16 protein-coding genes are annotated in these 13,292 nt (G+C 69.2%); 8 read left to right on the top strand and 8 right to left on the bottom strand.

Translation table 11 applies throughout. The annotated features are described in order from the left end of the window. The first annotated feature begins 70 nt into the window (after nucleotides 1-70). Nucleotides 71-208, top strand: coding sequence for a hypothetical protein (locus tag SD460_RS01765; protein ID WP_318306579.1), 138 nt, complete (start codon nucleotides 71-73; stop codon nucleotides 206-208). Between the two features lie 3 nt (nucleotides 209-211). On the opposite strand, the gene SD460_RS01760 is transcribed toward SD460_RS01765, so the two are convergent. After that, nucleotides 212-793, bottom strand: coding sequence for an NADPH-dependent F420 reductase (locus SD460_RS01760; RefSeq protein WP_438860607.1), 582 nt, complete (start codon nucleotides 791-793; stop codon nucleotides 212-214). Nucleotides 794-861: 68 nt separating this feature from the next. Here SD460_RS01760 and SD460_RS01755 point away from each other — a divergent pair, with 68 nt between their 5' ends. Then, a complete protein-coding gene (locus tag SD460_RS01755; protein ID WP_290056053.1) occupies nucleotides 862-1,185 on the top strand; it encodes a winged helix-turn-helix transcriptional regulator in 324 nt (107 codons plus the stop codon). Here the strand turns inward: SD460_RS01755 and SD460_RS01750 are convergent. Together SD460_RS01750 and SD460_RS01745 are read right to left on the bottom strand one after the other, a co-directional pair. Continuing rightward, a complete protein-coding gene (locus SD460_RS01750; protein ID WP_318305851.1) occupies nucleotides 1,076-1,726 on the bottom strand; it encodes a hypothetical protein in 651 nt (216 codons plus the stop codon). The two genes, SD460_RS01755 and SD460_RS01750, sit on opposite strands and share 110 nt — an antisense overlap. A gap of 157 nt (nucleotides 1,727-1,883) precedes the next feature. Further along, nucleotides 1,884-2,870, bottom strand: a complete 987-nt coding sequence (locus tag SD460_RS01745; RefSeq protein WP_290056055.1) for a sugar-binding transcriptional regulator — start codon at nucleotides 2,868-2,870, stop codon at nucleotides 1,884-1,886. Nucleotides 2,871-2,999: 129 nt separating this feature from the next. Between SD460_RS01745 and SD460_RS01740 the strand changes: the two genes are divergently transcribed. From SD460_RS01740 to SD460_RS01725, 4 genes are read left to right on the top strand one after another with little or no spacing between them, the layout of a single operon-like run. Beyond that, complete coding sequence (locus tag SD460_RS01740; RefSeq protein WP_290056056.1) at nucleotides 3,000-4,004, top strand: zinc-dependent alcohol dehydrogenase family protein; 1,005 nt, start codon at nucleotides 3,000-3,002, stop codon at nucleotides 4,002-4,004. Next, nucleotides 3,997-5,331 (top strand): ABC transporter substrate-binding protein, encoded by a 1,335-nt coding sequence (locus SD460_RS01735; protein WP_290056057.1) that lies wholly within the window; start codon nucleotides 3,997-3,999, stop codon nucleotides 5,329-5,331. Before SD460_RS01740 ends, SD460_RS01735 begins: the two co-directional genes overlap by 8 nt. After that, complete coding sequence (locus SD460_RS01730; RefSeq protein ID WP_290056058.1) at nucleotides 5,331-6,263, top strand: carbohydrate ABC transporter permease; 933 nt, start codon at nucleotides 5,331-5,333, stop codon at nucleotides 6,261-6,263. The genes SD460_RS01735 and SD460_RS01730 overlap by 1 nt, the downstream gene beginning before the upstream one ends. Next, a complete protein-coding gene (locus SD460_RS01725) occupies nucleotides 6,260-7,087 on the top strand; it encodes a carbohydrate ABC transporter permease (protein ID WP_290056059.1) in 828 nt (275 codons plus the stop codon). The genes SD460_RS01730 and SD460_RS01725 overlap by 4 nt, the downstream gene beginning before the upstream one ends. Before the next feature lie 78 nt (nucleotides 7,088-7,165). On the opposite strand, the gene SD460_RS01720 is transcribed toward SD460_RS01725, so the two are convergent. The 4 genes from SD460_RS01720 to SD460_RS01705 form a co-directional block, all read right to left on the bottom strand. Then, entirely contained in the window at nucleotides 7,166-8,182 is a 1,017-nt protein-coding gene (locus SD460_RS01720; protein WP_290056060.1) for a hypothetical protein, read from the bottom strand. A gap of 142 nt (nucleotides 8,183-8,324) precedes the next feature. Then, entirely contained in the window at nucleotides 8,325-8,519 is a 195-nt protein-coding gene (locus SD460_RS01715) for a ferredoxin (RefSeq protein ID WP_290056061.1), read from the bottom strand. A 36-nt stretch (nucleotides 8,520-8,555) separates the two neighbouring features. Further along, nucleotides 8,556-9,755 carry a cytochrome P450 gene (locus SD460_RS01710; protein ID WP_318305850.1) on the bottom strand — a complete coding sequence of 400 codons (1,200 nt, stop codon included), beginning with the start codon at nucleotides 9,753-9,755 and terminating at the stop codon, nucleotides 8,556-8,558. A 10-nt stretch (nucleotides 9,756-9,765) separates the two neighbouring features. After that, nucleotides 9,766-10,989 (bottom strand): cytochrome P450, encoded by a 1,224-nt coding sequence (locus SD460_RS01705; protein WP_290056063.1) that lies wholly within the window; start codon nucleotides 10,987-10,989, stop codon nucleotides 9,766-9,768. A 179-nt stretch (nucleotides 10,990-11,168) separates the two neighbouring features. Between SD460_RS01705 and SD460_RS01700 the strand changes: the two genes are divergently transcribed. Together SD460_RS01700 and SD460_RS01695 are read left to right on the top strand one after the other, a co-directional pair. Further along, complete coding sequence (locus SD460_RS01700; protein ID WP_290056064.1) at nucleotides 11,169-11,807, top strand: TetR/AcrR family transcriptional regulator; 639 nt, start codon at nucleotides 11,169-11,171, stop codon at nucleotides 11,805-11,807. A gap of 64 nt (nucleotides 11,808-11,871) precedes the next feature. Further along, nucleotides 11,872-12,732, top strand: a complete 861-nt coding sequence (locus SD460_RS01695) for a GH12 family glycosyl hydrolase domain-containing protein (protein WP_318305849.1) — start codon at nucleotides 11,872-11,874, stop codon at nucleotides 12,730-12,732. Here SD460_RS01695 and SD460_RS01690 read toward each other — a convergent pair. Continuing rightward, nucleotides 12,729-13,292, bottom strand: coding sequence for a hypothetical protein (locus SD460_RS01690; protein WP_290056066.1), 564 nt, complete (start codon nucleotides 13,290-13,292; stop codon nucleotides 12,729-12,731). The genes SD460_RS01695 and SD460_RS01690 overlap by 4 nt on opposite strands.

Genomic DNA, 13,292 nt, shown 5'->3' with positions numbered 1-13,292 from the left:
AATCCGCGCCGATCAAGGTGGTTCCGGCGGTAGCGTGGACCTTCCGAATCCGGGAGGGACCATGGGGAACGTGAAGCGTTTGCTGGCCGGGATCTTCCTCGCCGCGGCGGTGGCCGTGGCGATCGCCCCGGCGGCGTCGGCCGCATCGATGGTGGAGTACGCGCTGCTGGCGAGCCCCAACGCCACCGCCATCGAATACGGCCTCTGAGGCTCAGCCCGCGGGAGTGAGGATCGCCTGCGCGTCCTCGCCCGCGAACCACAACCCGATGACGAACGCCGCCGTGGCCTCCAGGAGGGCCGCGCGGTCGAGGCCGCCCGCGAGCACCGGCTTCGCGCCGATGTCGCGGACCAGCGTGCTCACCGCTTCGAGCGCCGCCGGGTCGTCGCCGCACAGCGGGACCGACAGCGGGCGGCCGCCGAACGACGGTGGGGTCATGCGCCAGACGTCGACGTGCGCGAGGTTGAACGCCTTCACCACGTGGGCGTCCGTGTCGATCCGCGACGCCACCGGCGCGCCGGTCAGCGCCGGGTCGTTGGTGCAGTCCACCAGCACCTTCCCGGCGAGCGGGCCCGCCGCCGCCACGACCTCGCCGATCGCGGCAGCCGGGACCGCCAAGAGCAGTACGTCCGCGAACTCCGCCGTCTCGCGCCACGATCCGGGCGTAGCGCCGAGCCGTGCGGCCAGCTCGGCGGGGTCGGACCGGCCGCTCACGCTCAGCTCGTGCCCGGCCCGCGCCCACTGCGTGCCGAGCACGTCCGCCATCCCGCCCGTGCCGAAGATCCCGATCCGCATGCGTCCTCCTTGTGCTTGGCTGGTACCAGCACGACGGTAGGAACCCGGGAAGGAACCGAACGGTAACCATGGACTTCCTCGCCGACTGCCGGACGCGGCTCGCGTTCGACCTGGTCGCCAACACCTGGCACCCGGTGGTGCTCTGGGCCCTGCGCCACGGCCCGCGGCGGCACGCCGACCTGCGGCGCGAGATCGGCGGGATCAGCGCCAAGGTGCTCACGGAAGCCCTGCGGCGCCTGGAGACGGACGGCCTTCTCGAACGCCGTGAAGGCGCGTACGCGCTTACGCCGCTGGGATCGAGCTTCCTGGAGCCGATCGAGGGCTTCGGCCGCTGGGCCGCGGAACACGGCGACGCCGTCGTCGCCGCTCAAAACCGAGCACGATCAGCGTGACCAGGGACAACGCGGGCAGCGGGTAGCCCAGCAGCAGCCCGGCGACGACGTCGAACGTGGGCGCGGCGACGCCCGCCACGAACACCCAGGCCGGCGCGGTCGGCGGCTTCGCGGCCGGTGACCACGGTGTCTTACGGCCCGGCTTCGCGACCGAGAGCCACGCCTGGAAGGCCAGTGCGCTCGCCATCAGCGACGCGCCCGCGACCTGCGGCCAGGCGACCGCGCCGGTGTCCGCGGACTCGTGCAGTGCGGGGGAGAGCAGGAAGATCCCGGCGTAGAGCTGCACCAGCGTCAGGACGAACTTCGTGAGCACCCACCAATGCCGGAAGTAGCCCCAGGCGGTCGCGCCGGCGAGCAGCAGGCCGGTGAACGCGGACACGTTCGCCATCGGCGCGAGCAGGACGGAGTCGAGCCGCTCGGCCATCGCGGGCGCACCCGTGGACGTCAGCACGACGAGGGCGAGGGCCTGGCTCATCCAGGCGACGGACGACACGACGTGCAGCCAGACGACAGCCTGGCGCCAACGGGGAGAGGTCTTCACGCCGTCCAGGCTCGCCGAGCGAGCCCGGCGGCACATCGGGCGCGACCCCGGTTTCGCCCCGGAGCCCGGCAACCCGCGCCTACCCCAGGCGATGTACGCCGCCGCGAGTGCCGTACGTCCCGGGTGGTCGTGAGTGTTTAGTCGGGTTCTAACCCGACTAAACACTCACGACGGGGTTCTTGGCCGCCAGCGCCAGCAAGGGGACCGCGGCGGCCGCGTCGGTGATCAGCGTCGAGACCATCCCGGACCGCAGCACCGCTTCCACCGCCGCCGCCTTCGGTTTGCCGTAGCCCAGCGCGATCACCTCCGGCACCGCCGTCAGCTCCTCGTGGCTGATCGCCAGCACGTGGTGCGCCAGCCCGGTCGACAACGCGTTCCCGGCCGCGTCGAACAGCCGCGCGGCCACCTCCGCCGTCGCTCCGCGGGCCGCGATCGCCGCGCGCTCGGCCTCGTCCAGGGCGTCGTACACCGTCGACTCGCCCGGCTGCCACGCGCCGATGCTGACCACCGCCTTGGTCAGGTTCCGGAACTGCCCGAACGTCTCCGCGATCCCCGGCTGCCGGCGCAGCGTCTCCGTCGTGCGGCGGTCGGGCAGCACCAGCGGGCCGAAGATCGGGTAGGCGTCGCCGCCGGACACCGCCGTCACGCGGCTGACCGTCTCCACCGAGCGCCCGCGCATGTCCATCCCCGCCTGCACCCCGCACAGCTGGACGACCGGGCAGCGCGGCATCGTGCGGATCGCCTCGGTCATCGCGTTGACCGAGCGCGCCCACGACAACCCGATGACGTCGGACGGGGTCGCGATCTCCTCCAGCAGCCGGGCGGCCAGCGCCCCGATCTTCGCGCGGACGACCTCCCGCGGCTCACGCTCGGTTGAGCGTTCGAGCACGAGGGCTCGCTCCAGGCCGTACGCCGCGCGCACCTCGTCGGACAGGGCGAGGTCGACCGGTGCGGGCAGCGCGAACTCCACTCGGACGAGCCCGGACTCCATGGCGGTGTCGAGCATCCGCGCGACCTTGAACCGGCTGACGCCGAACTCGTCGGCGATCTCCAGCTTGGAGCGTCCCTGCACGTAGAAGCGCCGCGCGACGGTCGCGAGCAGTATCGCTTCGGTCAGCGAGACGGGCTTGTTGGACGTGCTCATATGAGCACTCTAGCCGGAAATCCCTGCAAAAGGTTGACGAATCACACACGTCAGACCTGTAATGCCTTCACATGTTCTCGACGCCAATGGCCAATGCCGCTCATATGAGCGCGAGGAAAGGGGCTAGGCATGCGTGCCGCCATCATCGACCGGCCCGGCGAGATCAGGGTCGGTGACGTGCCCGATCCGAAGCCGCGGGAGCGGGAGGTGGTCGTCGAGGTCGGGGCCTGCGGGATCTGCGGGACCGACCTGCACATCGCGGACGGGCACTTCCCGCCGACGCCGTACCCGATCGTTCCCGGCCACGAGTTCGCCGGGAAGATCGTCGAGCTCGGCTCGGACGTGCCGGGCGGCTGGCAGGTCGGCGACCGCGTCGCCGTCGACCCGTCGCTGTTCTGCGGCTACTGCGGCCCGTGCCGCTCCGGCCACGGCAACCTCTGCGCCAACTGGAACGCCACCGGCGACACCGTCGACGGCGCCTTCGCCGAGTACGTCGCCGTCCCGTCGGCGAACTGCTACCGCATGCCCGACGCGATGACCTGGGAACAGGGTGCGCTGGTCGAGCCGGTTTCCTGCGCGGTGCACGGCGTGCGCCGCGTCGGCGTCGAGGCGGGTGAACGCTTCCTCGTCGTCGGCGCCGGCACGATGGGCCTGATCATGCAGCAGCTGCTGCAGCGGGCCGGCGCGCACGTCACGGTGGTCGACCGCAACGCCGACCGGCTGCCGCGCGCGGCCCGGCTCGGTGCCGTCGCCACTGCGGCGGACGTCGGCGAGCTGGACGACGAGAAGTTCGACGCCGCCGTCGACTGCACCGGCGCCGCGCCCGCCATCGAAGCGGCCTTCGACGCCACCCGCCGCGGGGGCCGGCTGCTCGTCTTCGGGGTCGCGCCGGCCGAAGCGCGCGTCGCGCTGTCGCCGTTCCGCATCTACAACGACGAGATCACCATCGTCGGCTCGATGGCCGTGCTGAACAGCTACGGCGCCGCGCTCGACCTGGTCGCGGACGGCGCGATCGACACCGAAGAGCTGCTCACCGACCGGCTGCCGCTGGAGCAGTACCCCGACGCGCTGGTCAAGATGCGCAGTGGCGCCGGCCTCAAGGTCCAGGTGCTCCCGGGAGGCGGTCGTGCGTAAGCTGCTCACCCTCCTCGCCGCGACGTCGCTGGTGGCCACCGGGTGCGCCGGCGCCGGCTCGCTCGGCCAGGGCAAGAGCACGCTCGTCATCGCGATCGTGTCCAACCCGCAGATGAAGGACGCGATCTCGCTCGCGCCCGAGTTCGAGCGGGCCACCGGTATCGACCTGAAGTTCGTGTCGCTGCCGGAAAACCAGGCCCGCGCCAAGATCACCGCGTCGACGGCCACCGAGGGCGGCGAGTTCGACGTCGTGATGATCAGCAACTACGAGGCCCCGCAGTGGGCGGCCAACGGCTGGCTCGAGAACCTCGAACCGCACATGGCGGCCACCCCGGGCTACGACGAAGGCGACTTCATCCCCAGCATCAAGCAGTCGCTGTCCTACCAGAACCAGATGTACGCGGTGCCGTTCTACGGCGAGTCGTCGTTCCTGGCCTACCGCAAGGACCTCTTCGAGAAGGCCGGGCTCACCATGCCGGCCAAGCCGACGTGGCCGCAGGTCGCCGAGTTCGCCGCGAAGCTCGACGACAAGGCCAACGGCGTCGCCGGGATCTGCCTGCGCGGCAAGCCGGGCTGGGGCGAGAGCCTCGCGCCGTTCAGCACGGTCGCCAACACCTTCGGCGCCCAGTACTTCGACAAGGACTGGAACGCCAAGCTGACGACGCCGGAGTTCAAGGCCGCCGCGAACTTCTACGTCGATCTCATCCGCGAGCACGGCGAGGTCGGCGCCTCCAGCGCCGGGTTCTCCGAGTGCGGCACGCGCTACACGCAGGGTCAGGCCGCGATGTGGTACGACGCCACGGTCATGGCGGGCACGAACGAGGACCCGGCGAGCAGCAAGATCGTCGGCAAGTCCGGGTACGCGCCGGCGCCGGTCGTCAAGACGCAGGCCAGCGGCTGGCTCTACACGTGGGCGCTCGGCATCCCGAAGGTCGCCAAGGACAAGGCCGCGGCCTGGAAGTTCATGGCCTGGATGACCGATAAGGCGTACGTGCGGAAGGTCGGTCAGACCTACGGCTGGAACCGCGTCCCGCCGGGCGTGCGTCAGTCCACTTACGACATCCCGGACTACGCCAAGGCCGCGGCGGCGTACGCGAAGCCCACATTGGACGGGATCGCGGACGCGAACCAGCAGAAGGCCATGGCGAACCCGGTGCCCTACCCGGGCATCCAGTTCGTCGGCATCCCCGAATTCCAGGACCTGGGCACCCGGGTGAGCCAGCAGCTGTCGGCGGCGATCGCCGGGCGCGAGTCCGTCGACGACGCGTTGCAGCAGTCCCAGGACTACGCCCAGACGGTGGGCGACTCCTACAAGGCGGTGCAGTGATGTCCACGCTTTCCGTAGACACGCCCCAGTCCCAGACACGCGCTAAGGTCGTGGAAAAGAAAGGCCTGAGCACCGCGGCCAAACGGCGGCTGCCGCTGCTGCCCGCGCTGGTCTTCGTCATCGCGGTGACGCAGCTGCCGTTCCTGCTCACCGTGTTCTACTCGTTCCAGTCGTGGAACCTGGTCCGCCCGGGTTCGCGGCACTTCGTCGGCCTCGACAACTACATCGACGTCTTCAGCGACACGACGTTCCTCGTCGCGCTGCTCAACACCGTGCTGCTGACCGTGGTGTGCGTGTTCGTCGCGCTGCTGCTGGGCCTCGGCCTGGCGATCCTGCTCGACCGGAAGTTCTTCGGCCGCGGCGTCGTCCGGACGCTGCTGATCACGCCGTTCCTGATCCTGCCGGCGGCCGGCGCGCTGCTGTGGAAGACGACGATGTTCGACCCGACCTACGGGTTGCTGCACTTCGTCTTCGGCACCGACGTCGACTGGCTTTCGGAGTTCCCGCTGGCGTCGGTGATGGCGCAGATCGTCTGGCAGTGGACGCCGTTCATGATGCTGCTCATCCTGGCCGGCCTGCAGAGCCAGGCCAAGGACGTGCTCGAAGCGGCCAATGTGGACGGTGCGGGCCGCTGGCGGACGTTCGTCTCCATCACGCTGCCGCACCTGTCCCGGTTCCTGCAGCTGGCGACGCTGCTGGGCGCGATCTACATCGTGAACAGCTTCGACGCGATCTTCCTGATGACCCAGGGCGGGCCGGGCACGGCCAGCACCAACCTGCCGTACTACATCTACCAGCGCGCGTTCGAAGGCTTCGACGTCGGCCAGTCGTCGGCGATGGGCGTGATCGTCGTGATCCTCACGATGATCGTCGCGACCTTCGCGCTGCGCTTGATGTTCCGCACGTTCTCCGTGAACGGAGGGATCAAATGACCACGCTCGCCCGCCGCAAAGCCGGCCCCCGCGCGCTCACGGCCGTCACGTGGGTCGTCGCGATCCTGTTCGTGTTCCCGCTGCTGTGGCTGATCCTCACGGCGTTCAAGCAGGAGGCCGACGCCTACACCGACCCGCCCAAGCTGTTCTTCAGCCCGACGTTCGACCAGATCGCCAACGTGCTGAAGGGCGGGTTCCTGCCCTACCTGTCGAACTCCGCGTTCGTCACGGTGCTCTCGACGGTGCTGGTGCTCGTCCTCGGCATCCCGGCGGCGTACGCGCTTTCACTGGCGCCGGTGAAGAAGACCTCGAACGCGCTCGGGTTCTTCCTCTCGACGAAGATGCTGCCGATCGTCGCGGCGATCATCCCGCTGTACATCATCTCCCAGAACACCGAGCTGCTGGACACGGTGTGGGCGCTGGTCATCCTGTACACGTCGATGAACCTGCCGCTCGCGATCTGGATGATGCGGTCGTTCTTCCTGGAAGTGCCGCACGAGATGATCGAGGCGGGCCGGATCGACGGCGCGAACCTGCCGACGCTGCTGCGCAAGATCATCATGCCGGTGGTCGCGCCCGGGATCGCGGCGACCGCGCTGATCTGCGTCATCTTCTCCTGGACGGAGTTCTTCTACGCGGTCAACCTGACGGCGGCGCGGGCCGGCACGGTGCCGGTGTTCCTCGTCGGGTTCATCACCAGTGAGGGCCTGTACTGGGCCCAGCTTTCCGCCGCCGCGCTGCTGGCGTCGCTGCCGGTGATGATCGTCGGCTGGATCGCGCAGAACCACCTGGTGCGGGGGCTGTCCATGGGCGCGGTCAAGTAGCGCCGGGCCTTTCGGGGGGACTGCGCGAGTGGGGCTCGGTGCAAGTGGTCGTGAGTGTTTAGTCGGGTTCTAACCCGACTAAACACTCACGACCGGCTCGCGGCTGCAGTGGCGGCAGGTCGGCTTCCGGCCGTTCGCGGGGTCCCAGCCCTCCCGGACGAGGACCTGCCGGACTTCCGCGGCGACCGCGCAGGGCATCGTGTGGACATCGCGCCAGCCGTACACGAGCCTCGCCCGGCCCGCGAGTTCAGCCGCGTTGTCCCGACGTCGGTCGCGGAAGGCGACACCCGCCGAGGCGTGGGTGGCGCGGCCGTCGAGGCGGATGGTGACCGCTGCGCCGTGCTTGTCGTACGTCACGTCCTCCCAAAGGGTCTTGCCGTCCACGAGGAACGGCGTCTGCCGGTCACCGCGGGGCAGGCCGTGCTCGTCTTCGACCGATTCGAGGTACTCGACTTCGAGCGCGGACATCAACCCGTTGCGCACCAGGCCGAGCCCGCGGCGGATGGCGGCCCGGAAGCGGAAAGGCGGCCGCAGCAGGAAGCAGTTCTCGACGTCTTGGGGCGAGATCGTGCTGCGACTGACGAGATCGACGACGAGCAACGTCGCTTTCTCCCCCGTCTCCTGTGAAACGGCGAGGTCGAGGATGGTGTCGGGACCGCGGGTGCGGGGCGGCACGGTCGGGAGCGTCGTGTACCTCAAGGCGCGCGAGCGGTGCACGACCACGAACGGAAGCTGGGAGACGGCCGAACTCGTGTAGGGGACGGTGATCTCGACCGGCCGGTCGGCGATCGGCACGAGGCCCCACTCCTCGGCCGCCGAATGGTGGCTGAGCACCGCGTGCCGGCCGCCGTAGAGGAGCGCCGCCGACAGGCGAGCCGGCCGGAGCAGCTCTCCGGTGAAGGTCGCGTAGACGCCCGGCAGCACGCGTTGCCACCGTCCGGCGTCGACGTTGGCCGTCAGGTCGGCTCTGCTGTGGCCGTACGCGCGCAGCTGCCGGATTCCGAGGACGCCGTACTGCTCGGCGAGGGTGACTTGCCAGCTCGGTCTGGCTGCGTCCGAAAGGTGATCGACGGACCACCGCGTGTGAAGGGGCATGCCACGACCATGGCAGCGCCGGCGGCCTCGTAGGAGGTGCTCGACAAATCTGTGGATGGTTCCAGACCCCTGTGGACAAGTTGTCGTGAGTGTTTAGTCGGGTTCTAACCCGACTAAACACTCACGACCGGCCGCGGCAGCGCTACTCCTGCAGCGAGAGGGCCTGGCTGGGGCACACGTGCACCGCTTCGCGGGCCTTCTCGACCAGTTCGCCCTCCGGCGTCTCGTTCAGCACGATGACCGTGCCGTCGTCCTCGCTCTGGTCGAACAGCGCGGGCTCGGTGAGCACGCACTGACCGGCGCCGACGCACTTGCCGGTGTCCGCGATGATCTTCATGGTCCTTCTTCCTGTGGTGGGGTGGCAGTCCGATCTCTACCAGGTCACCGGCAGCCGGTACAGGCCGTAGATGTTCGCGTCGTCCTTGAACGGCAGGTCGTCCACCGGAGCGCCCAGCGCCAGCGAAGGCACGCGGCGGAACAGCGTGTCGAACACGATCTGCAGTTCCATCCGGGCCAGGTTCTGGCCGAGGCACTGGTGCGGCCCGAAGCCGAACGCCACGTGATGGCGGGCGCCGCGCTCGATGTCCAGCTCGTCGGCGTTTTCGAACGCCCGCGGGTCGCGGTTGGCCGCGTAACCCAGTGCCAGCACGCCTTCGCCCGCCCGGATCAGCTGCCCGCCGACCTCGATGTCCTCGACGCACAGGCGCGCCGTGGCCGCGTCGACGATCGTCCAGTAGCGCAGCATCTCCTCGACTGCGTCGAGCGTCTTGCCCGCGTCGGCCTTGATCGCCGCGAGCTGCTCCGGGTTGCGCAGGAACGCCACCGTGGACAGCGAAATCATGTTCGCCGTCGTCTCGTGCCCGGCCACCAGCAGCAGGAACCCGGTCGCGGCCAGCTGCTCCCGCCGGTATGTGCCGTCCGCGCGGAGTTTGACGATCTGCCTGCCCAGCAGGTCGTCCGGCGGGTTCTCCTCCTTGGTCGCGATGAGGTCAGCCATGTACCCGCGGATGGTGTCGAACGCCGCCCGCCGCTCTTCCGCCGTCGTCGAACGCTTGATCAGCTTCGCCGTGTGCTCCTGGAAGAAGTCGTGGTCGCCGTACGGGACCCCGAGCATCTCGCAGATCACCAGCGACGGCACCGGCAGCGACAGCGTCTCCACCAGGTCGCCGGGGTTCGGCCCGGCCAGCAGCGCGTCGATCCGCTCGTCGACGATCTCCTGGATCCGCGGCCGCAGCGCCTCCATCCGGCGCACGGTGAACTCGCCGAGCACGGCCTTGCGCGCCGGCCCGTGCTCGGGCGCGTCCATGGTGATCATCGTGCGCTCGTCGCCCTGGCGCCGGAACCCGCCCTTGACCAGCTGCGGGAAGTCCGGGTGCTGCCGGTCGGCGCTGAAGCGCCGGTCGTTCAGCACCGTGCGGACGTCGTCGAGCCGCGTGACCACCCAGGCCTCGCCGCCGTCCGGCAGCCGGACCCGCTCGACCGCGGCCTCCTCGCGGATCTCCTCGTACGCCGGCGGCGGCGCGAAGGGACACGTGCGGGTCATCGGGAACTCGTGCTTCTCGACGGTCGTCATGACGTCTCCCTCACCAGGTCACGGGCAGGCAGTACAGGCCGAAGATGGACGAGTCGTGCTTGAACGGCAGCTGATCCACGGGCGCGGCCAGCTTCAGCTCCGGGATGCGGCGGAACAGCGTGTCGAACACGATCTGCAGTTCCATCCGGGCCAGGTTCTGGCCGAGGCACTGGTGCGGCCCGAAGCCGAAGGCGACGTGGTGGCGCGCGCCGCGCTCGAGGTCGAGCTCGTCGGCGTTCTCGAACGCGGCTTCGTCGCGGTTGCCGGAGTAGCTGAGGCCGAGCACGCCTTCGCCTTCGCGGATCAGCTGCCCGCCGATCTCGACGTCTTCGGTGGCGACGCGCGAGGTCGCGAACTCCGCGATGGTGAAGTACCGCAGCAGCTCCTCGACGGCGTCGAGCGTCTTGCCGGGGTCGTTCTTGATGATCGCGAGCTGGTCCTGGTTCTCCAGCAGCGCGACCGTGCCGAGCGAGATCATGTTCGCCGTCGTCTCGTGCCCGGCGATCAGCAGCAGGAACGCCAGCGACACCAGCGAGTCGTGGTCGGCTTCGCCGTGCTCCTCGCGCTGCTTGAGGATCTGGCGGCCGAGCAGGTCGTCGGTCGGGTCGGCTTCCTTCTTGGCGACCAGCTGGTCGAGGTACTCCTGCAGCTCGTCGACGGCCTTGACCCGGACCTCCTGGTCGACGTCCCGGTTGAGCAGCGTCGAGCTGCGGACCTGGAAGAACTCGTGGTCGCCGTAGGGCACGCCGAGCAGCTCGCAGATGACCAGCGACGGCACCGGCAGCGACAGCGCGGAGACCAGGTCGGCGGGCTTCGGGCCGGCCAGGATCGCGTCGATGTGCTCGTCGACGATCTGCTGGATGCGCGGCTCGAGCGCCTTCATCCGGCGGACGGTGAACTCGCCCACGACCTCGCGGCGGGCCGCGCCGTGCTGCGGCGGGTCCATGTTGATCAGCGACGCGGTGAAGTTGGTCCGCCGGACCGGCCGCCCCTGCTTGGTCAGGAACGGGAAGCCGGGGTTGAACCGGTCGGAGCTGAACCGCGGGTCGGTGAGCATCTGCCGGACGTCTTCGAGGCGGGTGATCGCCCACGCTTCCTGACCGGACTGCAGCTCGACGCGGTGCACCGGGCCCGCTTCGCGGAGCTTCCCGTAGGCCGGCGGCGGGGCGAACGGACAGCTGCGCACGAGCGGGAAGACTTCGTCCTTCGTGGTGGGATCGGCGACTTCGGTCATTTCGGGCCCCCTAAAACGGACGTACAGTATGCGGAGGATTACATTCCGGTTCCTCGGTCCAAGGTACCGAAGCGGACGGAAGTCGTCCACTAGCTAACGGGTGACCCGGTGCGGATCCATTGTGTGGCCGCCTGACCATGCGAGAATCACCCCGCGCGATCCAGCGAGGAGCGAACGGCATGACGGCAGACCCCGAGACCACCCTGCGAGCGGACGCACGGCGCAACCGCGACCAGATCCTCGCGGCGGCGAAGACCATCTTCGCCGCGTCCGGTGCCGAGGTGCCGATGGAGGAGATCGCCCGCGCGGCCGGCGTCGGCGTCGGCACGCTCTACCGCCGCTTCCCGGACCGGGACGCGCTGATCCGCGCCGTCGCGATGGACAACTTCGAGCGCGTGCTGGTCGATGCCAAGGTGATCGCCGCGGAGGAGACGTCGTCGTGGCGCGCGCTGGAGCGCCTGCTGCGGCAGTCGGTGGAGCTGCAGCTGAGCGTCCAGCTGGCGATGGTGTCGCATCGGGCGCTGGTGATCCTGAAGAACGACCCGGAGGTCCGCCGCCTGCGCGACGAGATCCTGGTGGTCCTGGACGGCTTCGTCGTCGGCGCGCAGGCCGAGGGCAAGCTCCGCGAGGACGTCGGCGCCGGCGACATCGCGATCCTGTTCGCGACCCTGTTGCGCCACATGCGCGCGAAGTCCGCGGACGTCTCCGAGATGGCGGCGCGCCGCTGCGTCGGCATCATGATCGACGGCCTCAGCGCGCGGCCGGGAACCGAGCTGCCGGGCCGTCCGATCACATCCCGTGACCTGGACCCCAGCTGATTCTCCGGATTTCCGTGTTAATGTTCCGCCTCGTTCTGCCTGATTCTGGCCGTGGGGCGGGAAAATGCGACGAAGATCCGCGTTGTTGGTCATTCCCTTGCTGCTGCTCGCGAGCTGCGGCCACGACGACGTGACGCCGGTCGCCGGGTCGGCCCCGCCGGCGCCGACGACGTCCAGCGCGTCGCTCGCGCCCCCGGCTTCGGTGCCGCCGAGCACGTCCCGATCTGCGTCTCCACCTGCGCCGACACCGACCGCGCCATCGGTGACACCGGCCCGGAACTGCAGTTCCCCGGAGTTCACGACGAGCGACGCCGACGGCGGCTGGTCGGACGGCGGGTACTACGTCCACAACAACATGTGGAACGCGGGCGAAGCGGGTCCGGAAACGCTGCGCGCGTGCGCGTACGACAACTGGTACGTGGATTCCGTCCAGCCGGATTCGACGTCGGTGAAAACCTATCCGAACGTGCACAAGGACATTAACGACCAGAACGGGAAACCGTTCAACGACTTCAAGGTGATCAAGTCGACCTTCGCGGGCCGCGGCCCGGACGTCGGCATCTACGACGTGGCGTACGACCTGTGGCTGAACGGCGTCGGCAACGGCAACGGCGTCAGCGAGCTGATGGTCTGGACGGAGAACCGCAAACAGGTCCCGGCGGGCGACAAACTGACGACGTACACCGCGGGTGGCTTCACGTACGACGTCTGGGCGGAGGACGAGGGGTACGTGGCGTTCGTTTCGCGGACGACGCAGTACTCGGGCACGGTGGACCTGAAGGCGATGATCGCGTGGGCGATCGGGAAGGGCCTGATCCCGGCCAATCCGACGGTGAACCAGATCGGGTATGGGATCGAGTTCTGCTCGACGGGTGGGGGGAAGGCGCGGTTCACGTTGACGGACTTCTCGGTGACGATGAGCTAGCGGGCGTAGCGCTGGATGGTCCGCTGGGAGGGGCGGAGAACGGGCCACCCCACGACGACATCGACGACTCCGAGCGCGACGGCCACCAGTGGCATGATCATGAAGACGAAGATCCCCGAGGTGATCTGGATGTCGCCCGCTGCCTGAGGCTCTGACCAGGTCAAATTCCCGCTGTAAAAGAGGTAGAAGAGCGGGAGCCCGACGACCGAAACGCTCCCGCCGCACAGCGGGCCGATGGACGCGGAAGCCGGCCGGAGCCGCAGGATGTGGCCGGTCCCGCCCGGGTGGTGCCCGACCTCGACCCAGGCTGGGGCGAACAACAGCGCGATGCCGGACATGAGCAGCATGACGGCGCTGAACAGGCCGCAGATGACGGGGATGTCGCTGGTGACGCTGTGACTGCTCGGCAGGGTGTAGCCCAGGACGGGAACGGCGACACACATGGCCAGCGCGACAACGGTGGTGAGGCCACCGAGGAGCGGCAGGGTCCGTTTCAGCTTGGCGGTGAGTCGAGGCGGGAGCCAGACGTAGGCCCGCGGGTCGATCGGGAAGTGGTCCAT

It is taken from the genome of Amycolatopsis solani, from assembly GCF_033441515.1.
Classification (GTDB): domain Bacteria; phylum Actinomycetota; class Actinomycetes; order Mycobacteriales; family Pseudonocardiaceae; genus Amycolatopsis; species Amycolatopsis solani.
This window is presented reverse-complemented; position numbering and strand designations above follow the sequence as displayed.

What these genes read in the sequence shown, in the direction of transcription:
- SD460_RS01715 (WP_290056061.1), bottom strand. Translation starts at nt 8,519, where the DNA reads ATGAAGATCATCGCGGACACCGGCAAGTGCGTCGGCGCCGGTCAGTGC.
- SD460_RS01720 (WP_290056060.1), bottom strand. Translation starts at nt 8,182, where the DNA reads ATGCCCCTTCACACGCGGTGGTCCGTCGATCACCTTTCGGACGCAGCC.
- SD460_RS01690 (WP_290056066.1), bottom strand. Translation starts at nt 13,292, where the DNA reads ATGGACCACTTCCCGATCGACCCGCGGGCCTACGTCTGGCTCCCGCCT.
- SD460_RS01700 (WP_290056064.1), top strand. Translation starts at nt 11,169, where the DNA reads ATGACGGCAGACCCCGAGACCACCCTGCGAGCGGACGCACGGCGCAAC.
- SD460_RS01695 (WP_318305849.1), top strand. Translation starts at nt 11,872, where the DNA reads ATGCGACGAAGATCCGCGTTGTTGGTCATTCCCTTGCTGCTGCTCGCG.
- SD460_RS01760 (WP_438860607.1), bottom strand. Translation starts at nt 793, where the DNA reads ATGCGGATCGGGATCTTCGGCACGGGCGGGATGGCGGACGTGCTCGGC.
- SD460_RS01705 (WP_290056063.1), bottom strand. Translation starts at nt 10,989, where the DNA reads ATGACCGAAGTCGCCGATCCCACCACGAAGGACGAAGTCTTCCCGCTC.
- SD460_RS01730 (WP_290056058.1), top strand. Translation starts at nt 5,331, where the DNA reads ATGTCCACGCTTTCCGTAGACACGCCCCAGTCCCAGACACGCGCTAAG.
- SD460_RS01745 (WP_290056055.1), bottom strand. Translation starts at nt 2,870, where the DNA reads ATGAGCACGTCCAACAAGCCCGTCTCGCTGACCGAAGCGATACTGCTC.
- SD460_RS01710 (WP_318305850.1), bottom strand. Translation starts at nt 9,755, where the DNA reads ATGACGACCGTCGAGAAGCACGAGTTCCCGATGACCCGCACGTGTCCC.
- SD460_RS01740 (WP_290056056.1), top strand. Translation starts at nt 3,000, where the DNA reads ATGCGTGCCGCCATCATCGACCGGCCCGGCGAGATCAGGGTCGGTGAC.
- SD460_RS01725 (WP_290056059.1), top strand. Translation starts at nt 6,260, where the DNA reads ATGACCACGCTCGCCCGCCGCAAAGCCGGCCCCCGCGCGCTCACGGCC.
- SD460_RS01755 (WP_290056053.1), top strand. Translation starts at nt 862, where the DNA reads ATGGACTTCCTCGCCGACTGCCGGACGCGGCTCGCGTTCGACCTGGTC.